The sequence below is a fragment of the Paenibacillus sp. LjRoot153 genome, assembly GCF_964253085.1.
In the GTDB taxonomy this organism is placed as follows: domain Bacteria; phylum Bacillota; class Bacilli; order Paenibacillales; family NBRC-103111; genus Paenibacillus_E.
This window is the reverse complement of record NZ_CAXUQH020000001.1, coordinates 4,986,846-5,007,383: the sequence shown is the minus strand read 5'-3', so window position 1 is coordinate 5,007,383 and position 20,538 is coordinate 4,986,846. Positions and strand designations below refer to the sequence as shown.

The following is a 20,538-nucleotide window of genomic DNA, read 5'->3' as shown; positions in this document are numbered from 1 at the left end:
CATATACTTATAATGAGTGTTCAAAAAATTCGATGTTCAGCACCGGAAGTTCCGGCTGAATTCAATATTAGATGTCGAATACAATAGAGTAAGGCAGAAGTTCGGATGAAGGAGAAACAAGCTATGATGTTTAGAACAATAGGTGTAATTGGCGGAGGGACGATGGGACAGGGCATTTCCGAAATGCTGGCCGCTCGTGGTCTTGATGTCATACTTGCTGAGAAAACAACAGAAAAGCTAGACCGCGCCATTGAGCTAATTACGGTCAGTTTAGATAAGCAAATTGAGCGTTGGGCTTTGACGGAAGCAGAGAAGAAGTCCATCCTTTCGAAAATCAAACGAGCCAACTCGATTCAGGATATGGCTTCCTGCGAGCTCGTGATTGAAACGATTTCAGAAGATTTGAATGCGAAAAAGCATGTCTTTTTCCAGCTCAATCAAATTTGTTCCCCTCAAATTATATTAGCAACGAATACTTCTACGTTAAGTGTAACGGAGATTGCAGCGATCACGACGCATCCAGAGCGTGTCATTGGCTTACATTTTCTACATCCCGTAGCGAAAGTGAATCTTGTTGAAATCGTGCGGGCTATGAAAACGTCGGATGAGACGTATAATCTTACACGCCAATTCGTTGACGATGTACTCACGAAAAAGAGTATTAAAGTGAATGAATCGCCGGGATATATTACAACAAGATTAATCTGCACTCTCATTAATGAGGCGCTTCACACCTTATCCGAAGGTGTCGCTTCTGCAGAAGATATCGATCAAGCGATGCGTATAGGCTATGATTTCAAGCATGGTCCACTTGAGATGTGTGATCGATTCGGGCTGGATGCTGTATTGGCTGCCCTGGAAGGGATGTTCCGTGAATACGGAGATATCAAATATCGTCCATCGTATTTGCTGAAGCAAATGGTTCGTGCGGGGCATCTTGGCGCTAAGACGGGAGAAGGTTTCTTCCGTTACGACAAGGATGGTGACCGGCTATGAATATTCTCGTGATTAATGCCGGCAGTTCTTCAGTAAAATATCAGCTCTATGATATGGAAAATGCGAATGTGCTTGCCAAGGGTAGAGTAGAGCGCATTGGGATGGACACCGCTATCCTGATGCACGAACCAGCGGGTAAACCCGAATTTCACAAGGTGGATGAAATTCTAGAGCATACAACGGCCATTCGCAGAGTGCTAGATGTTCTTGTTCATCCGGAGCATGGCGTGCTGACCGCCATCTCACAGATTGATGCCGTTGGCCACCGTGTCGTTCACGGCGGCGAATCCTTCAAGAGCTCCGTCCTCGTCACGGACGAGGTGAAGAAGGAGATCCGGCGTCTCTTCGATTTGGCGCCGCTGCATAATCCAGCGCATATGCTGGGCATCTCGGCGGTGGATGTGAACATGCCTGGCGTGCCGCAGGCTGTCGTCTTCGACACCGCCTTCCATCAGACGATGCCGGCGAAGGCCTATCTGTATCCGGTGCCGATGGCACTCTACCGGAAGCACAAGGTGCGACGCTACGGCTTCCACGGTACGTCGCACAAGTACGTGAGCGAGCGTGCCGCTGCCTTCCTAGGACGCCCGCTGGAGCAGTTGAAGCTCATTACCTGTCACATAGGTAATGGCGCTTCCTGCACCGCTGTATGGGGCGGCCAGTCGGTTGACACGAGCATGGGGATGACCCCGCTCGAAGGTCTGATGATGGGCACGCGCAGCGGCGATCTCGATCCTGCCATCGTGCCCTATGTGATGGGCAAGGAGGATTTGACGATCGGCGAGGTAAGCTCCATGCTGAATAAGCATAGCGGCCTGCAGGCGATCTCGGGGATCTCCAGCGATATGCGGGAGATCGTGGAAGCGGTGGAAGCGGGCGATAAGAACGCAATCCTGGCTTTTGAAATGTATGGGTATCGGCTGCGCAAATACATCGGGGCTTACGCCGCAGCGATGAATGGCGTCGATGCGATTGTGTTTACGGCGGGTGTAGGCGAGAATTCCGCGCTGCTGCGTAAAGCGGTATGCGAGAGTTTGAGCTTCCTTGGGGTTGATTTTGATGAGGAAGCGAACCTGCTAGGAAGAGGCATAGAAAAGCGAATAACGAGGCTCGGTTCAAAGGTTGAAGCGCTTGTTATTCCAACGAATGAAGAATGGGTCATCGCACAGGATACTTATAGTCTGGTGCAATCGCAGACCAGCTGATTCTTTCGTGGAAATCCTGAAATAGTGTACAATAGAAATAATCTTCAGTTCTAGGGAGGAAGGATATCCAAATGAAAAGTACAATAGGTGAAGTCAAACATCATGTCGGCGAGTCAGTTACCATAGGCTGTTGGCTAAACAAGAAACGCTCAAGTGGTAAAATTCAGTTTTTGCAGCTTCGTGACGGTTCGGGATATATACAAGGTGTTGTAGTTAAAAGTGAAGTGAGTGAAGAGGTGTGGGAAGCAGCTTCTAAGCTAACTCAAGAGAGCTCCTTATACATAACGGGAAAAGTAAAGGAAGACACACGCTCTAAAGGCGGTTTCGAGCTCGACGTGACTGGCGTAGAAATTATTCAAATCACTGAAGAGTATCCGATTACACCGAAAGAGCATGGCGTGGATTTCCTAATGGACAATCGTCACCTGTGGATTCGGAGCCCGCGTCAGCGTGCGGTTCTTGTCATTCGGGCAGAAATTATCAAAGCGGTTCAAGCGTTCTTCAATGACAGAGGGTTTCATTTGGTGGATCCACCAATCTTGACACCATCCTCTTGTGAAGGCACGACCAACTTGTTCCACACGAAATACTTCGATGAAGATGCGTTTCTGACGCAAAGCGGACAGCTTTACATGGAAGCAGCAGCGATGGCGCTAGGCCGCGTATATTCCTTCGGTCCAACCTTCCGTGCGGAGAAATCGAAGACACGCAGACACCTCATCGAGTTCTGGATGATCGAGCCAGAGATGGCTTTCGTGGATCACATCGAAAACCTGGAGGTACAGGAGCAATTCGTATCGCATATCGTGCAAACGGTGCTGCAGAATTGCCAAGCTGAGCTTGAAACGTTGGAGCGGGATACTTCCAAGCTGGAGAAAATTAAAGGCAGCTTCCCGCGTATCACCTACGATGAGGCTGTCGACTATTTGCAAAAGAATGGGCATGAATTCGCATGGGGAGAAGATTTCGGAGCTCCTCATGAGACAGCGATTGCAGCTCAATACGAAACGCCAGTATTTATTACCCACTGGCCAACGGAGATTAAGGCTTTTTATATGAAACCAGATCCAAGTCGTCCGGAAGTCGTGCTGTGTGCCGATATGATCGCGCCAGAGGGCTATGGTGAAATTATCGGGGGAAGTCAACGGATTGATGACCCTGAATTAATGGAGCAGCGTTTCAAGGAGCACGAGCTTTCTCAAGAGGCGTATCAGTGGTACTTGGATCTTCGTAAATACGGTACTGTGCCTCATTCCGGCTTTGGTTTAGGCTTAGAACGTACAGTAGCTTGGATTTGCGGTTTGGATCATGTGCGTGAAACCATCCCATTCCCACGTTTGTTATACCGTCTATACCCTTAAGTAGTGGCATTGTCCATGGGGAGAAAGGGGAAAGACATATGAGTACGCAATCAAATACACAGATGAAGGTCGAAGCGATCCTGATGAATAGCTTTATGGAGGGGAGTGTCGCGGTACCGAGTCTATTGCTCAAGCATTATCGTGCACTACTTTTGAGTGAAGTTGATGTTATGACACTTATCCATTTCATTTCCTTTGTTGAAAAGGATAGGAATACGTTCCCGACGCTGGATGAAATCCAGGAGCGGATGTCGGCTTCACCAGATGTCGTTATTGCCAGTGTGCAAAAGCTGATTCGGGAGCAGTTTATCGCGATCGATGAGGATACGCACGAAACAACAGGGTTCCGAAGTGAGCAGTATAACCTGACGCCGCTTTATAAGAAATTAGCGAAACGCGTGGCGGAGCAGCAGCTGAAAGAGTTAGCGGAGTCGGCGGCGGTCCTTAGACAAGCACCAAGCGATGACAGTGTGAAGAACATTTATACAACGATCGAAAATGAATTCGCTAGACCACTAACGCCAATGGAGCTGGAAACGATCAGTAATTGGTTGGACAAAGATATGTACAAAGAAGAGCTGATCATGACAGCTTTGAAGGAAGCCGTGTTTGCCGGGAAAGTCCATTTCCGGTATATTGATCGGATTTTGCTGGATTGGAGTCGCAATCGCGTCTCGACAGTTGATCAGGCCAAAGAGTATTCGCAGCGGTTTAGACAGTCGCGATAATGGAAAACGCCCATTTTCACTCCGAAAGGGAGAGGAAATGGGCGTTTTTATTATTGTACCGAGTTAGCTGGAGAAACCAGCAATAACTCGGCCAAAAGCGGCCTGATGCACCATAAGTCGAAAAAATCGACTTACACGCAAGAATCACGCTTACTTGTTCATTACATGCAAGCGGTACACATATTCGAATAAGAATTCGAATGCTTCAAGGTGACGCTTCGCTTCAAAAGCATTCGCGCCCCAGGCGTAGATCCCGTGCTTACGAAGCACGATTCCTGGAATACGAGGTACGATCGCACCTTCAACAAGCTCAGCAATACGCGGAATTTCCGCATAGTTTGGCAGAATTGGGATTTCGATTTGTGCTTCTTCATCCCAAATGTTGAATGCTTTGATCAACTCAACGCCATCAACTGGAATGCTCCCACGTTCGCCATACAACTCGGATGCTAAGTTATTGTAAATCGTGTGCACGTGGAAGATAGCGCCAGCGCCTGTTAACCGGTAAATCTCACTATGGATCAATGTTTCGGCAGATGGCTTAAGGCTAGTAGCTTCCGTCGGCAAACCTTTCTCATTGACGAGAAGGAAATCCTCGGGAGTTTGGACGGATTTATCTCTACCGCTAGACGTAATAGCGAAGGTGAAAGCATTTGGTTCAAAGCCGCCAACACGAACAGATAAGTTGCCACTTGTTGCAGGAAACCATCCGCGCGCCGCTAAATTTGCTTTGATGTCTCGCAATTCAGCGAAGGCACGCTGTTTTTCTTCTAGTAAAATACTCATTTGACGGGTTCAGCCTCCAATTGCTTAATGATATCGAAGAACGTTTCGAAGGGGTGGTACGCATAGCCAAGTTGATCGCAACGCTCAATGAGATGGGATCTGGCAAAAATCGTATCCACTAGCTTAGCGCCTTCAAAATCGGTGATGCTGTCTCCGATAATAATTCGCTCATACCGCTCTGGATCGTAGGAACGAATGATGCTTGTTTTGCACATACCACAATCTGTTTGACAGTGAGCATCACACGGATTTGGCCATAGGATCTCGATGGTTTCCCCTTCGAACGAGCTGGCATTGCAATAAATATGATCCTCAGGAATCGCAAACGCACGAAGTAGTGGATAAATAAAGAAATCAATACCTCCGCTAGTGATCAAAAGGGTAACTCCTTGCTCCTTGCAATAAGCAACAAACGCTTCAAAACCATCCCGGATAGTTGCATTGTTGATGGCATATTCCACAATCTCCGATTTACGTGAGGTAGGCAGGAGGGCAAACATGGCCCCAACACCTTCGCGAATGGATATTTGCTGTGTCACAATTTGCTCGACGATGCCTTCCCAACCTTCAGGATTGAAATGCTTCATAATCGCTACAATGTTATCGTTAACGGTGATCGTACCGTCAAAGTCACAAAAGATAATGCGTTCCTTGCTCATTCTCTAATCCCCCATGTGTCAATAGCTGATTGTAGCTCTGGATGTGTTAGGGCGTATTCGCGTAATGTTTTGCCTTGTAAAGTCGCATCAATCGCTTGGCGGAATGCTTGTCCTCCCGCGATCGTTCCCATCGGGTGACCGTGGATACCACCTCCGGCGTTCACGATAACATCCTGTCCGAAATCACGCAAAATGAACGGAACTAGACCTGGATGGATACCCGCGGAAGGAACAGGAAAGCTTGATGCTAATTTTAATTCTACATCAGACGGCGCCTGATACGTGTAATCTTTACGTAAATCCTGCGTTAGCAACACGTGCTTAATGGCCAAATTCTCTTCCTTCGGCATCACAACGGAGCCATATGGGGAAGGGAATAGCACCAAATCAGCGCCAGCAAGACGCATTAACTTGCCCAGTAGGACAGAAGGAGAGATGCCGTAGTGCGGTGACGGATAAGTTGCTCCAGCCAAGGCAGGATGTGCCATAATCGGAATGTTGATGTCCGGATCTGAGCTTAACTCATGTAGAACATCGAAGCCGTACGCCAACACGTTAAAAAGCAAAGCATTGGCGCCCGCTGCAATGGCTTTCTTGGCTTGTGAAGCAAGTTTGGAGGTTGAACCTGTCAAATTAACCGCATAGAGCAGCTTTTGACCCGTTTCCTTCGTGGCTTGCTCAGCTGCTTCGAGACAAATAGCAATGCGTTTCTCCATTGGCGTTAATGGATTTTCGAATAAAATCTCGTCATCCTTGATCAGATCGACGCCACCAGCGGCTTGCAAGTAAAATTGTTCACGCAGCGCCGGCAATTCATACCCAACAACGGATTTGAAGATACTCATGAGCAGCGGACGGTCATGCACGCCAAGCAGATCACGAACACCTTGCATGCCGAATTTCGGACCAGGGAACCCAGCGAGGAAATCAGAAGAGAAAGCAAGGTTGATCAGCTTTATTTTGCCATCCATAGACAGCTTGCCGAACACCGTCACTAACAGAGCAGGGATATCCCGGCTATAGTTCACATCTGGATAAGCGATGGTGATATCCGCATAACGTCCCGAAATAGGTTCACCAGTCCCAGGCTCGTGGACTTCAACGGAAACGACCTTACCCAAATGCTTCTCCATGGAAGCTTTCTGAGCCTCAGGTAGTTCCGTCCAACTGCCAACTGTAAGACCAACTGCGATGCTGGTTGCTTTTTTATGAAAATCGGCTTTCTCATCGAAACTCCGATAGGTTGCTAAACAATATGAACTCATAACGAACCTTCACCTGCTTTAACTAGAATTCAAACTAACATATAGACGGGAGAAAATAGATTAGACCGATTTGCCTACAGGACTGTTCGCCGCGATTTGCTCGCCCATTTCCTTCGTACGAGCGGCGCAATGCAGTACAGCTTGATGGATAGCTTCGTCGAACTGATAGCGATCCAAAGCTTCAATAGCAGCATGCGTAGCTCCGTTAGGAGACGTCACTTTACGGCGTAAATCAGCAGGGTGTTCCTTCGTATTTTGTACCATGTGCGCTGCGCCTAGCACCGTTTGAAGCGTTAATTGATTCGCATCTTCTGCGGTTAGTCCGCCTTCGATTCCCGCTTTAATCATCGCTTCCATGAGGTAATACACATAGGCAGGACCGCTCCCCGATATGCCTGTAAGGATTTCAAGCTTGTTTTCTTCTACAATCGTGACAGTTCCAACCGCTTCAAACATTTGGATGGCAAGCTGCTTGAATGTATCATTAACCTTAGACGAGAAGCTCATTCCTGTTGCGCCTAATCCGATGGTGGAGGATGTATTTGGCATCGTACGAACGATTGGTAAGTTGGACTGCAGAAGTCTTTCAGCTTTTTCGATGGAAAGGCCTGCAATTACGGAAATTAACAGCTGACGCTCGCTCAAAAGAGGCTGAAGCTCTGCAAAAGAAGATTCCACATCTTTAGGCTTCATACAGAGAACAACAACGTCGGCTTCTTGAATAATTGTATTTTTCGTCGCTTGATCTGAAGTTGCTTGAACGCCATATTCCGAGCATAAAAATGCCAAGCGATCCTGATTGGAGCGATTCATCATATAAACGTTTTGCGGATTCGCGACTTTCGTCTGAATAAGGCCGCGGACGATGGCTTCAGCCATGGAGCCTGCGCCTACAAAAGCAATTTTAGTTTGCGATAACATGATTGACATTCGCTGTTCCTCCCCCTAAGATTTATTCGCGTATTTGTCCGCTTCCGTAGACGCGGTATTTGGTTGAAGTTAAAGCAGGCAGCCCCATAGGACCACGAGCATGAAGCTTCTGTGTGGAGATGCCGATCTCGGCTCCGAATCCAAACTCAAAGCCATCTGTAAAGCGCGTCGATGCATTATGATAGACAGCAGCAGCATCTACTTCTTGCAGGAATTTCTCTGCATTGGCAGCATCTTCCGTTACGATACACTCCGAGTGCATCGTGCCGTAGTTACGAATGTGAGCTAACGCCTCATCTAGATTCTTAACAACTTTGATGTTTAAAATATAATCTCCGTACTCCGTTCCCCAAGCAGCTTGTTCAGCAACCACCATGCTAGGTACTAAAGCTCTTGAACGCTCGTCACCCCGCAGCTCAACATGAACGCCTTGGAATGCTTCAGCAATCGCTGCTAAATGCTTCTCCGCAATGGCTTCGTGTACAAGCAAAGTCTCCATACTATTACAAACAGAAGGACGTTGCGCCTTCGCATTAATCCCGATTCGAATTGCCATATCGAGCTGTGCACTTTGATCTATAAAAGTATGACACACCCCTGCACCTGTTTCAATGACTGGGACGGACGCGTTATTGACAACATTTTGAATAAGTGAGTGTCCACCACGTGGAATTAGCACGTCGATGAGGCCATTCAGCTTCAGCATTTCATCGACGGAGCTGCGATCAGCGCTAAGGATTAATTGCAGGGCATCAGCCGGCAGTTCAGAACGCTCTAAGGCTGTATGCAGCACCTCCACAATTTTCTCATTGGAAAATAGAGCAGAGGATCCACCACGGAGCACAACCGCGTTGCCAGTTTTAAGACATAAGCCTGCAGCATCAACCGTTACGTTCGGTCTTGCTTCATAAATAATTCCGATGACGCCTAGAGGTACACGGATTTTGCGAATCCGCAATCCATTCGGACGGTCAAAGGACTCCAACGTATCCCCAATCGGATCAGGCAGCTCTGCGATTTGACGAAGGCCTTCGGCCATCGCCGCAATGCGCGTTTCGTTTAACGCCAATCGGTCTAGCAGAGAAGCGCTAGTGCCCAGCTCTTTGCCACGCTGCAAATCCTTGCTATTGGCTTCAATGATCGCTTGTTGCTCCGTAATTAAGGCGTCTGCCATCAGCAACAAGGCTGTATTCTTTTGCTCAGTTGTAAGATTGCCCATTGCTTGGGCAGCTTGCTTAGCAAGCTTGGATTTATTAATAACTTCACTCATGGGAGGACCTCCTAGTTGAAAAAGGATTGGCAATGTGTTAACAATTGTTCCACGTTAAGCTCATAGGAAGAACCGCTGCGTCGTTCTTTACATTCGACAATGCGTTCGTTCGATTTTTTACCGACTGTTAGTCGTAATGGGAAGCCGAGTAAATCGGCATCATTAAATTTCACGCCTGGACGTTCCTCGCGATCATCCCAAAGGACGGAGTAGCCTGCGCGAGTTAAGGATTGATACAGCTCTTCCGATAAAGTCATTTGAGCTTCATCAGCAACGTGAACAGTTAGAAGATGAATTGCATAAGGGGCGATCGTGTTAGGCCAGATAATGCCTCGCTCATCCTGATGCTGTTCAATGATGGCAGCCAACACGCGGGATACGCCGATCCCATAGCAACCCATAATCATCGACTCGGAGAGCCCATTCTCATCGGTGAAAGAAGCGCCTAGGGACTCACTATATTTGGTGCCGAGCTTAAATACGTGCCCAACTTCAATGCCTTTTGCAAAAGCGAGTTCATGCCCGCAGTGGATACAGCTTTCACCTTGACCGACATTGCGAACGTCTGCATAGGTGATGTCAGTCAGATCACGCTGAACATCTACGTTCTGAAGATGATAGTCCGCTTCATTGGCGCCAACAACCGCGTTGTTTAAGCCTCTAATTGATGTGTCTGCAATTCGTTTAACGGTCGTTAGACCAATTGGTCCAATAAAACCGGCTATCGAACCAAGCGCAGTGATTTCAGCTTCGGGAAGCTTGGTGATTTCATCTACACCGAGAACGTGCTTCAGCTTGATTTCATTGAGTTCCAGATCGCCACGTACGAGCACGATCACAGGCTTGCCTTGTGCTTGAACAGCGACTGATTTAATAATTTGTTGTGGTTCAATGTGAAGGAACTGGCTTAATTGTTTGATGCTCGTTACGCCAGGTGTATGAACTTTCGTTGGCTGTGCATGGGGCACGTCAATAGATGATGTATCTTTATTGGCAATGATCCCAGAGGCTTTCTCTAAATTAGCCGCATACTGACAGGAAGGACAATGCACGATCGTATCCTCTCCGACATCCGCTAAGGCCATGAATTCATGCGTATCTGTACCGCCGATTGCACCGGAATCCGCTTCAACAGCACGGAACTGTAGACCGCAGCGTGTGAAAATATTGACATAAGCGTCAAACATCGCTTGATAACTGGCATCGAGCTCGCTCGCTGAGCGATCGAAGGAGTAGGCATCCTTCATTAAAAACTCACGCCCACGCAAAAGGCCGAATCTTGGCCTGCGTTCATCGCGATATTTCGTTTGGATTTGATATAACGTGACAGGTAACTTTTTATAAGAATGAATCTCATCTTTGACGAGTGTGGTAATAACTTCCTCATGTGTCGCGCCTAAAGCAAACTCACGGCCGTTGCGGTCTTGGAGTCGCATTAATTCAGGTCCGTAGACATCCCAACGACCAGAGGCTTTCCATAATTCGGCAGGATGGAGGGCAGGCATGAGCATTTCTTGCGCACCTGCGCGGTCCATTTCTTCCCGAACGATGGTTTGAATATGTTGCAGGGCCTTGAGACCCAAGGGTAAGTAGGAATAAATACCGCTGGACAGCTGACGAATGAGTCCTGCTCGCAGCATGAGTCGGTGACTAGCCGCTTCGGCATCTCCCGGTACATCTCGTAATGTTGGATTAAGTAATCGTTGTTGTCTCATTAGTAAGGGAGAACCTCGCTTTCTATAGGTGGATTCACGTTTAGGTCAAAGGCACCCATTCATCGCGGTGAATGACTTCGATGCGCGACACTTCGACGCGTTTCTGGACTTCGTCGGTAGATAGGCCTGCCGCGGCTTGCACTTGCCAAGCCGCATAATTGACAACGCCGCGGCCCAGCAGCGCGCCTTCACTGCAGATCACCTCGACAACGTCGCCGGGGTGGAAGTCGCCAACCGCTGCCGTGATGCCAGCGGGGAGCAGGCTCTTCCCACCGTTGATCAGGGCTGCTTTCGCCCCTTGATCAACGATGATTTGCCCTTGGGGCAGCGAGTGAAAGCCGACCCACTGCTTCTTGACCGGCAGATTGTTCAGTGCCGTGTCAAAGTACGTTCCCTTGCCGGTACCGGCAACGGCAAGGTTCAGATCACCCTCCTCAAGTACGCGCCCGATGAAGACTGGCACGCCCCCGCGCATCGCGATGCGGGCGGCCTCGACCTTGGAGCGCATGCCGCCGGTGCCGACCGCGCTCCCAGAGCCTCCAGCGAAGCTGAACAACTCATCGCTGATGGCGTCTACGCGTTCGATGCGCTGTGCGTTCGCGTTCTTACGAGGATCGTCCGTGTACAGGCCGTCCATATCCGTAATGATGATCAATTTGTTCGCTTTGACCAAATTGCCCACTAGCGCCGACAACGTATCATTGTCGCCGAATTTCAGTTCATCCACCGAGACGGTGTCGTTCTCGTTAATAATCGGGACGACGCCGCGCTGCAGGAGCTCGTCAATCGTCATCATCGCGTTCTGCACGCGCTTGCGGTTGGAGAAGTCGTACCGGGTAAGCAGAATTTGCGCCACGCTTACGCCGTGGGAAGCAAATGCTTCATGGTACGCCTGCATTAAGAGCGCTTGGCCGACGGCTGCGGCGGCCTGCTTCTCATGCAGCACCTTGGGCCGTGTGCGGTAGCCAAGGGAAGTGAAGCCTGCGGCTACTGCGCCTGATGTCACGAGCAGCACTTGGCTGCCGCTGCGCTGCAATTGCGCTAGTTCGGCCGCAAAAAAGCGTATTTTATCCGGATTCAAGCCACCCGTATCAGAAGTTAACGAGGAGCTGCCGATCTTGACGACGATTCGCTGAGTCATTTTCATCCCATCCTTCGGTTTCCAACTATGTAGATACAAAAAAGACTCCCGCCCTTAAAACATAAGGACGAAAGTCTGTTGCTTCCGCGGTACCACCTTAGATTAGCGCATGTCAAATAGAAAGCGCTCAACTCTAGATTCCCTGTATAACAGTAGGGCTCTGTTCAACTCATCGTTGACGGTTCAGGGGCGGGTTCGGATTCGGTTCACGGCAAGCTCTCTCAGTCGGTGGAGCTTACTCCCTGGTTACGTGCGGCACGATTCGTACTATTCCCATCATAACGTTGCTGTTTGGAATTTTAATTCTATCTAGAATAGCATGGTACGCGAGACTTTGTAAAGTAGAAAAAGGCCAGATTCCCGCATTACTTCCTTAAAAAAGATTCAACTTCCCAATCCGCTGTACAGCTTCTGCCAAGCGCTCCTCCGAAGAAAGGAGGCCAAGTCGGACATAGCCCTCACCATGCGTACCGAAGCCAACTCCTGGAGCCACGACAACTTTAGCCTCTTCCAAAAGAAGATCAGCTAGGCTCTGGGACGAATGTCCCTTTGGCACTGGCAACCAAGAGAAGAACGAACCTTGGGATGGCTTAGCGTTCCAGCCGATGCTTGTAAGTGCTGTATACAGCGCATTACGACGAGATTCATATACATCACGCAGTTCAGTTACGCAGTCTTGTGAGGCAGTTAATGCTGTAGCAGCCGCTGCTTGAATACCGCCAAACAAAGAGCAATAGTAGTGATCCTGCATCAAGTTAATGAGGCGAATCACTTCTTTGTTTCCAAGGGCAAAGCCAACACGCCAGCCGGCCATATTGTATGTTTTGGACAAGGTATAGAACTCGATGCCTACTTCCTTGGCACCAGGCGTTTGAAGGAAGGAGATCGGCTTCTGACCATCAAAGCCAATTGCCCCATAGGCGAAATCACTGGCTACAACGACACCGTTTTTCTCGGCGAATGCAACGGTTTCTTCATAGAAAGAAGCGGGAGCCGTCGCACCTGTCGGGTTGTTCGGATAATTAATGAACATCAGCTTGGCGCGGTCTAAGTCAGACTGCTTTAACTGCGAATAGTCAGGCAGGAAGTTATTTTCTTCACGTAGCGGCATGAATGCCATTTCGGCACCTGCCAGCGCGACACCTGACCAATAATCAGGATAGCCAGGATCAGGAACAAGGCAGACATCACCGGGATTCAATAAGCATTGAGCGATTTCAATGAGACCTGTTTTACCACCGAAAAGAATAGCAACTTCTGTATCAGGATCCAAATCCACGTTGTGATCCTCTTTATAACGCTGTGCAATTGCTTGTTTCAGAAATGGAAAACCACTGAATGGCGGATATTTATGATACAACGGATTTGCAGAAGCTTCCTGAATGGAAGCTACAATATGCGGAGGCGTAGGGCGGTCTGGATTCCCTTGGCCCAAATTAATAACGTCATGGCCAGCTGCGATCTGGGCATTAGCTTTGCCAACAAGTGTTGCGAAGAATTGTGTCGGTAGACCTTTCATGCGTTCAGCAGGCTGTATTGTAAAGCGAGAAGTTGTTGATGGACTGTTGGTCACGGCTTAATTCACACTCCGGAGGTCGGGATTTTAAACTATACCCTAAATGTAACATGATTAAACTTTTTTTCATAGTCGATGAAGATAATCGATTGTACTTCATTTTGACATTGTCATATGATGAAAGCAAAGATAGGCGAAGGAGATGAATGAGGATTACAGATCAAGCTTATGTAGCGGATGTTTTTCTGCAGGAATCGATACGTGCTTTTCAAAGTATGAAGAAGTTGGGGGATAAAGCGTTTGCCCAGACAAATGAGGTCTTTTTTTATCAGAGATTAGATGAAGCGTCGAATTCCCTAGAAGTGATCATTAAGCATATGCATGGGAATATGTTGTCCCGTTGGACCGATTTTTTAACCTCGGATGGAGAAAAAGAATGGCGAGATCGCGATGGCGAGTTTGAAGGGGATCGTCTTTCCCGAGAAGAATTGCTTGCCCTTTGGGAAGATGGCTGGCAAGTGTTATTCGCAACACTTCGCTCACTGTCATCTGAGGATGTGCTGTCGCTTGTACGTATTCGAGGTGAAAGTCATACTGTATTGCAGGCAATTCAACGTCAGGTTTCTCATTATGGGTATCATGTTGGGCAAATTGTTCTGTTGTGTAAGCATTGGTCTTCTCAGGATTGGCAGACGCTCAGTATCGCTAAAGGTCATTCTAAGCTATTTAAACCTACGTTGTAGTTTAGTTTGATTTGGACCGCTAGTTGAGTTAGGCGCACATTTCGACTAGTATGTACACATACGTATTTTTCTTGATCTGGAAGGAGTATTTTGACATGTCTTCACAATTACTTAATGTTGCTCTCATTCAAATGGATATTACAATCGGGAATCCGGATGCGAATTTCACTCATTTAGAGAAGTTGCTTTTGGAAGCCGTTGAAGCGGTACAGAAGCCAGACGTCATCATTTTTCCTGAGATGTGGAATACTGGCTATGCACTAACTGAAATTCATCAACTTGCTGATGTGAATGGGGAACGGACGAAAGCGTTTTTGAGCAGTTTTGCTCGAACTCATCACGTGAACATTATTGGAGGATCGATTGCAGATAAGAAAGATGATCGTGTGCTGAACACGATTTATGCATGGGATCGTGAAGGTAACGAGATCGCAGAGTATTCCAAAATCCATCTATTCCGACTCATGGATGAGGAGAAATTTTTGCACAGTGGTGAGCAACTTGGCTTGTTTGATCTTGAAGGGGTTCCAGCTGGGGCGATGATTTGTTATGATATTCGTTTTCCAGAGCTGTCACGTAAATTGGCTTTAGACGGAGCACGAATTTTATTCGTGCCTGCAGAATGGCCGCATCCACGTCTGCACCACTGGCGTACGCTTCTTATGGCACGCGCCATTGAAAATCAAATGTATGTAGTTTCTTGCAATCGTGTTGGGACGAGCGGTACGACGAATTTCTTCGGTCACTCGATGGTTATCGACCCTTGGGGCGAGGTGCTTGTTGAAGGTGACGAGAGCGAAGCGATCCTCCGAGCGACGATTGATTTAGAAGAAGTCGTGCGAGTACGTGGTAAAATCCCTGTTTTTGAAGATCGTCGCCCCCATTTGTATTAGGGAGATTGATTTTTGCAACGATATTCTGTAAACTAAGACCAATTGAATCATCAATTATGGCTGTGAAGGATGAATAGTACTTGAAGGACTTCATGTTCAGCGAGCTGGGGATGGTGAAAGCCCAGAATGAAGGTCAAGGAAACGGCTATCCGGAGCCTATACGATAAAGGGGATACATGCTCATTTAGGTGTATCAACTAGGGTGGAACCGCGGGTGCTAAAGCTCTCGTCCCTAGGCATTATTTGATGCCTTTGGATGTTGAGCTTTTTTGATGTCTGCTCATGTCCAAACGGTTGTCATCGGGCGAAGTCCCACTAACTAGAGCTTAAGGAGCGATTGAACAATGAGTGTAACGATGGAGCAAGTTGTCGCGTTAGCGAAGCACAGAGGATTTGTTTTTCCAGGTTCAGAAATTTATGGCGGTTTGGCAAATACGTGGGATTACGGTCCATTAGGCGTTGAACTGAAGAACAACATTAAACGCGCATGGTGGAAAAAATTCATTCAAGAATCCCCGTATAACGTAGGATTAGACGCAGCCATCTTGATGAACCCGCAAGCATGGGTGGCATCTGGTCACGTAGGAAACTTCAACGATCCGATGATCGATTGCAAAAGCTGTAAAGCCCGTCACCGCGCGGATAAATTGATCGAAAACAAGCTGGCTGAGAAGGATATCGAAATCATTGTTGATGGTATGACGTTCGATGACATGATGAAGCTGATTGTGGAACACAATATTGTATGTCCAGATTGCGGAAGCAAGGATTTCACAGATATTCGTCAGTTCAACCTGATGTTCAAAACGTTCCAAGGCGTAACAGAAGCAAGCTCTAACGTTGTTTATCTTCGCCCTGAAACAGCGCAAGGGATCTTCGTAAACTTCAAAAACGCACAACGTACGATGCGTAAAAAGCTGCCATTTGGTATCGGTCAAATCGGAAAAAGCTTCCGTAATGAAATCACGCCAGGTAACTTTACGTTCCGTACACGTGAATTCGAACAAATGGAGCTTGAGTTCTTCTGTAAGCCAGGTGAAGATTTGAAATGGTTCGAGTACTGGAGAAGCTTCTGCCATAACTGGTTGCTTTCCCTGGGTGCCAAAGCTGATAATCTTCGTCTTCGTGATCATAATGACGATGAGTTGTCTCATTATAGTAATGCAACAACGGATATCGAATACAAATTCCCGTTTGGTTGGGGCGAGCTATGGGGTATCGCGGATCGTACGGACTACGATTTGAAACAGCACATGGCGCATTCAGGAGAAGATTTCAACTATATTGATCAAGAAACGAATGAGCGTTATGTTCCTTATTGCATCGAGCCTTCCCTTGGGGCAGATCGTGTGACGTTGGCGCTTCTAATTGATGCGTTCGAAGAACAAAAGCTTGAGGGTGACGACAGCCGTACGGTTCTTCACTTCCACCCAGCATTGGCACCAATGAAAGCAGCGATTTTCCCACTTTCCAAGAAATTGAGTGAAGGTGCACAGGCTGTATTCGCAGATCTTGCAAAGCACTTCATGGTCGATTACGATGATACAGGTTCGATTGGTAAAAGATACCGTCGTCACGATGAGATCGGTACGCCATTCTGTATCACATACGATTTCGAGTCCGAGACAGATGGTCAAGTAACGGTTCGCGATCGTGATACGATGGAACAAACACGTATGCCAATTTCCGAGTTGAAAGCCTTTATCGAAAATGCACTTCAATTCTAATCTTGGCTAATAGAAAACCCCTTGTAAGCACGTCTACTGACGCTAGCTTACAAGGGGTTTTTCGTTAGATTACATAGTCTAAGACTTCACTGTAGGGTAAGTAACGTCGAACTTCACGCAGCGGCGGTGTATAGACATGGATCGAAATGGCGGGTTCATGAAATGGATTGCTTAACTGGTGAATTTGCTCGGCTGGGGCAGTGAAATATTCCCCCGCTTGGATGAAGTCATCCTTAAGAGCAACCGGATATCCATCAGTATCTAAAGCGAAGGTTGAATTCACTAAGGATCCTGAAACTAGATAAGCAGCGCCTATGGACAAGCCGTGGTTATGAATCGCTGTAGCACGTGACGCGGGAATGTGAATGACGATAACTTCCAGAAAAGGTGAACTGAACACCACGTTTCTGCCATAGGGTAGTTGATTGGGCTCAGTCTTGAAATCAGATATGGAAATTAGATTTCGCTCTATCGATTGAAGCGCCTCTTTCAACTGTTCTATGGTTGGTGTGTGCAACTTACAGAATGTCTGTTCAATTGCTCTGATGAGTGTCATTGGCATCTCACCTCCTAGGCATTCTTGCCTCTTTATCAAAATTAATTTGGGAATGGATAAGTTTTTTTTATATAATATGCCTTTGGTTCCGAAAGGGTTAGGGATAATTGATACAATTTTTGAGTGGGTATTAACAGCGACATTCACTGGTGATAGAGAGTAAGACGAATTTCTTAGCGAATTACAGGGATCCTTCTAAAACAGGCCACTAGTTTCGTATATATCCTACGAATGGCACATGCCAGAAATCCTTATTCATGGAGTTAACTATGCAAACGCTGTCTTTTTGTAGTGCAAGTATACTATCTTCTTAGAATTACTACCTTTGCACTATTTCAAGCATTCGATTTGAGCCTTATAGTTAGTGTCACATGCGCGAAAAATACATAATTTTGTAAAGGTTGTGAAGCTAGGGCGACGGTATACGACAAAAATTTTAAATTCTACTCACAGCATGGATGCTATTTATTTCAAGGTTACATAGGGATAGGGAGTGGGATTGATGAAAGGATTAGCTGAAGAGACGCAAATGCATGAATTCACAGAGAGAGTGGGCATCTCACAAGCGGAGATAGCCAAGCTACACGAGAAATCATTTCTTAATGGCGTTCAAAGAGATTCGACACGCGTGAGGTTTCGCGTGCAAGGTAAGATGATGGAACGGCTACTAGCTAAAAACCAAGTACTCATGGATGTCATCCTTCGGCAAGCACATCTGAAGACGAACACCTTCTACTTTCCTAATTTATTGATGGTAACGGATAATCATGGGGTCATTTTAACGATTAATGGGGACGAACGATCGATCCTGCAAGCCGCGAATTTGAACAATATCGGAATTGGATCTTCGTTATCCCTATCAAGTGCGGGGACGAATGCGGTTTCAGCAGCCATTGATCTTCAGCGCCCTGTTTGGATAAGTGGTGAGGATCATTATCTGGATACGATGCACAACTGGGTGACGATGTGCGTTCCGATACAAACAGCTGACAATCAGATCATGGGTTACTTAGTTTTGACTGCCTTTCAGTACATTTCAGCACCATTTATGTATCCATGTATCAAATCAATTGCACTTCTGCTTGAATATGAGCTCAGAAAGACAGAATTGCAAAGTAAAACATGGTTTGTCGAGGAAATGCTGGAAGAACGATTGAAAGCTTTCAAGCTGACGCTGCGTGAGAAGGAAGTCGCGACGTATTGGCTGCTCGATTACGATTATAAGCAAATTGGCAAGGTCTTGGGGATTAGTGAGAATACTGTGCGTGTCTATGTAACGAAGATCAATCGCAAGTTGAAAGTCAATTCCAAAGCATCATTGATTCTTAGTGTTCTTGGCGCCATCTAATGTTGAAAGTATCAAGTCATACATATGCATTACATAAGTAATATAGTTTATACATATTGACGTAGTAAGCTGAAAAATTGTTCAATTTTGTAGAAAAAAAGCTTCAATCTCACACGATGTTTGTGGGGATTGGGGCTTTTTTTGCATGCTCATCGATAGGAGCGACTATCTTCATGACAGAATCAGCAGTGAAAAGGTAAGTGCGGTTCGAATAAACTCGGGTTTTCTTTGAGGAACAGGCTAAAAAATCCCTTACATGCTTTGGAATGGCCACATTTTGCCTAAAAGTAGAATCGAATGTTCGCCTAGGAATATACGAGGAAGACCCATTTTTTAAGCAATTTGCTGAAAAAGCGCGTTCGATCAGATACATATGCAAGTGATATATAGAAGCAATGAAATTTGAAAGGTCAATAGGCGCTTCGAAAGAACTACATGAAACCGCTTCCTAAGTACGACTTCGTTCATGAAGTCCCGACTTGAGCCCCCTGCCGATCCCCCCAATTAGATTGAATTCCCTATAAAATAGCGTCAGAGTGGCTAACGTGGCTTAAGAATTATAGTTCATGCATTAGGTCATTTGAATTAATAAATATGTATGATTTGCTCTACAGAAATTACCGTCTATATTTGAGGCATCCCACCGAAACGGGAGGGAAAATGTCGAGCTTTGAGGGACGGTTGGCTATGAGACAAAGAAGAAGGGCCTTGATCCTGCAGCCTATTAAATGGATTCTTCTTCTAGGCGTCGTCGGTTCTGGAAGTGTATATGGATTATCGGCGGCAGGGTTCATTGAGTGGAATTCAGAGCACAAACTAGAAAGCTTGATGTTCTGGAAAGACACGGATCATGCTTCAACGAAAGGAACTGCTCTTGCAGCTAGCGTGGACAAAGAAAATGCGAAGCCATCGGTTAAACCGGCATCAACGGCAACGGCAACGGCTTCGGCATCGCCGACATCTGTTCCTGCAAGTACTCCTTTAAGTACACCAGCAGCAACATCAGCGGACAAGACTTCAACATCTGGTATGCAAGTCATATCGCAAGCACAGAGTATTGTCGCTGTAAGTGCGAATGAGAAGGGATGGCTGGAGCAGGCGGGATTGATCAAGATTGAACCAGGGAAGCTATTCTCTTATCAAGCTTGGTTGACCGAGATCAGTAAAGGCAAAGTACCTGAGAAGAAGGCAGATGAGTTATCGCATGTAGCATCCTTATTGTATGAAGCTGCACTGCGTGCCGGGATGCAAGTTGGTGAGCGCTATACGCATCAAGACAATCCCGCCTATGCACCTGCTGGTTTTGATGTTGATTTTCAAGGTGAACAGAAAGATTTAACTTTCAATAATTCATTAGGTGTTCCGATTACAGTAGGCGTGATTTACAACGGTGAAACGCCTGTCGTTACGTTCAATGGGAAGCCGAAAGCGGAATGGAAAGCTCCGAAAATTACGGTTAGTAAAGAAGTATTCGCACCAGAGAGCATTGTACTTACAGATTTTACACTGGCCGGTCAAGGTGATAAACGTAGTGAAGGTCAATCAGGACTTCTAGTCAAGGTGTTCGCAGATGAGAAGAATGATGGCAAGAACGAGTTGATATATAAAGATTACTACGCACCGCATCCAATTGTCATTGCGAAGGCGCCAACGGCGGAAGAGCTTAAATCACCGTAAATCATGTAATTGCACAGATCCG

Annotated in this window: 18 protein-coding genes; 9 read left to right on the top strand and 9 right to left on the bottom strand. The window is 46.9% G+C overall.

Annotation, left to right across the window (positions count from 1 at the left end):
- Positions 1-123 precede the first annotated feature (123 nt).
- The 4 genes from ACSQ8P_RS21655 to ACSQ8P_RS21640 all read left to right on the top strand — a co-directional run bounded on the left by ACSQ8P_RS21655 (position 124) and on the right by ACSQ8P_RS21640 (position 4,290).
- Complete coding sequence (locus tag ACSQ8P_RS21655) at positions 124-996, top strand: 3-hydroxyacyl-CoA dehydrogenase family protein (protein WP_436237077.1); 873 nt, start codon at positions 124-126, stop codon at positions 994-996.
- A complete protein-coding gene (locus ACSQ8P_RS21650; protein WP_436237076.1) occupies positions 993-2,201 on the top strand; it encodes an acetate kinase in 1,209 nt (402 codons plus the stop codon). The genes ACSQ8P_RS21655 and ACSQ8P_RS21650 overlap by 4 nt, the downstream gene beginning before the upstream one ends.
- A 65-nt stretch (positions 2,202-2,266) precedes the next feature.
- Positions 2,267-3,562, top strand: coding sequence for an asparagine--tRNA ligase (asnS, locus tag ACSQ8P_RS21645; protein ID WP_436239576.1), 1,296 nt, complete (start codon positions 2,267-2,269; stop codon positions 3,560-3,562).
- 38 nt (positions 3,563-3,600) lie between these two features.
- On the top strand, positions 3,601-4,290 hold the full coding sequence (locus ACSQ8P_RS21640; protein ID WP_436237075.1) for a DnaD domain protein: 690 nt from the start codon (positions 3,601-3,603) through the stop codon (positions 4,288-4,290).
- A 150-nt stretch (positions 4,291-4,440) separates the two neighbouring features.
- Here the strand turns inward: ACSQ8P_RS21640 and mtnB are convergent, their stop codons facing one another.
- The 8 genes from mtnB to ACSQ8P_RS21600 all read right to left on the bottom strand — a co-directional run bounded on the left by mtnB (position 4,441) and on the right by ACSQ8P_RS21600 (position 13,629).
- Positions 4,441-5,076, bottom strand: a complete 636-nt coding sequence (gene mtnB, locus ACSQ8P_RS21635; RefSeq protein ID WP_436237074.1) for a methylthioribulose 1-phosphate dehydratase — start codon at positions 5,074-5,076, stop codon at positions 4,441-4,443.
- Positions 5,073-5,735, bottom strand: a complete 663-nt coding sequence (locus tag ACSQ8P_RS21630; protein ID WP_436237073.1) for a 2-hydroxy-3-keto-5-methylthiopentenyl-1-phosphate phosphatase — start codon at positions 5,733-5,735, stop codon at positions 5,073-5,075. The genes mtnB and ACSQ8P_RS21630 overlap by 4 nt, the downstream gene beginning before the upstream one ends.
- On the bottom strand, positions 5,732-7,000 hold the full coding sequence (locus ACSQ8P_RS21625) for a 2,3-diketo-5-methylthiopentyl-1-phosphate enolase (protein ID WP_436237072.1): 1,269 nt from the start codon (positions 6,998-7,000) through the stop codon (positions 5,732-5,734). The genes ACSQ8P_RS21630 and ACSQ8P_RS21625 overlap by 4 nt, the downstream gene beginning before the upstream one ends.
- Positions 7,001-7,060: 60 nt before the next feature.
- Positions 7,061-7,930, bottom strand: coding sequence for a pyrroline-5-carboxylate reductase (gene proC / locus ACSQ8P_RS21620; RefSeq protein ID WP_436237071.1), 870 nt, complete (start codon positions 7,928-7,930; stop codon positions 7,061-7,063).
- 22 nt (positions 7,931-7,952) lie between these two features.
- Positions 7,953-9,200 (bottom strand): glutamate-5-semialdehyde dehydrogenase, encoded by a 1,248-nt coding sequence (locus ACSQ8P_RS21615; protein WP_436237070.1) that lies wholly within the window; start codon positions 9,198-9,200, stop codon positions 7,953-7,955.
- 11 nt (positions 9,201-9,211) lie between these two features.
- The gene (locus ACSQ8P_RS21610; RefSeq protein WP_436237069.1) at positions 9,212-10,915 is read right to left on the bottom strand and encodes a proline--tRNA ligase; all 1,704 of its coding nucleotides are present in this window, start codon (positions 10,913-10,915) and stop codon (positions 9,212-9,214) included.
- Positions 10,916-10,955: 40 nt separating this feature from the next.
- The gene (gene proB, locus ACSQ8P_RS21605) at positions 10,956-12,056 is read right to left on the bottom strand and encodes a glutamate 5-kinase (RefSeq protein ID WP_436237068.1); all 1,101 of its coding nucleotides are present in this window, start codon (positions 12,054-12,056) and stop codon (positions 10,956-10,958) included.
- Between the two features lie 373 nt (positions 12,057-12,429).
- The gene (locus ACSQ8P_RS21600) at positions 12,430-13,629 is read right to left on the bottom strand and encodes a pyridoxal phosphate-dependent aminotransferase (protein WP_436237067.1); all 1,200 of its coding nucleotides are present in this window, start codon (positions 13,627-13,629) and stop codon (positions 12,430-12,432) included.
- Between the two features lie 149 nt (positions 13,630-13,778).
- Between ACSQ8P_RS21600 and ACSQ8P_RS21595 the strand changes: the two genes are divergently transcribed.
- From ACSQ8P_RS21595 to ACSQ8P_RS21585, 3 genes are all read left to right on the top strand, one after another.
- Positions 13,779-14,315 (top strand): DUF1572 family protein, encoded by a 537-nt coding sequence (locus ACSQ8P_RS21595; protein ID WP_436237066.1) that lies wholly within the window; start codon positions 13,779-13,781, stop codon positions 14,313-14,315.
- A gap of 95 nt (positions 14,316-14,410) precedes the next feature.
- Positions 14,411-15,208 carry a carbon-nitrogen family hydrolase gene (locus ACSQ8P_RS21590; protein WP_436237065.1) on the top strand — a complete coding sequence of 266 codons (798 nt, stop codon included), beginning with the start codon at positions 14,411-14,413 and terminating at the stop codon, positions 15,206-15,208.
- Positions 15,209-15,552: 344 nt separating this feature from the next.
- Positions 15,553-16,935 (top strand): glycine--tRNA ligase, encoded by a 1,383-nt coding sequence (locus ACSQ8P_RS21585; RefSeq protein ID WP_173110287.1) that lies wholly within the window; start codon positions 15,553-15,555, stop codon positions 16,933-16,935.
- A gap of 64 nt (positions 16,936-16,999) precedes the next feature.
- Here ACSQ8P_RS21585 and ACSQ8P_RS21580 read toward each other — a convergent pair whose 3' ends face one another.
- Positions 17,000-17,491 carry a cysteine dioxygenase gene (locus ACSQ8P_RS21580; RefSeq protein ID WP_436237064.1) on the bottom strand — a complete coding sequence of 164 codons (492 nt, stop codon included), beginning with the start codon at positions 17,489-17,491 and terminating at the stop codon, positions 17,000-17,002.
- A gap of 502 nt (positions 17,492-17,993) precedes the next feature.
- Here ACSQ8P_RS21580 and ACSQ8P_RS21575 point away from each other — a divergent pair.
- Together ACSQ8P_RS21575 and ACSQ8P_RS21570 are read left to right on the top strand one after the other, a co-directional pair.
- Complete coding sequence (locus ACSQ8P_RS21575) at positions 17,994-18,839, top strand: LuxR C-terminal-related transcriptional regulator (RefSeq protein WP_436237063.1); 846 nt, start codon at positions 17,994-17,996, stop codon at positions 18,837-18,839.
- 687 nt (positions 18,840-19,526) lie between these two features.
- Positions 19,527-20,516: a VanW family protein gene (locus ACSQ8P_RS21570; RefSeq protein WP_436237062.1), complete on the top strand. Its 990-nt coding sequence runs from the start codon at positions 19,527-19,529 to the stop codon at positions 20,514-20,516.
- Positions 20,517-20,538 lie beyond the last annotated feature (22 nt).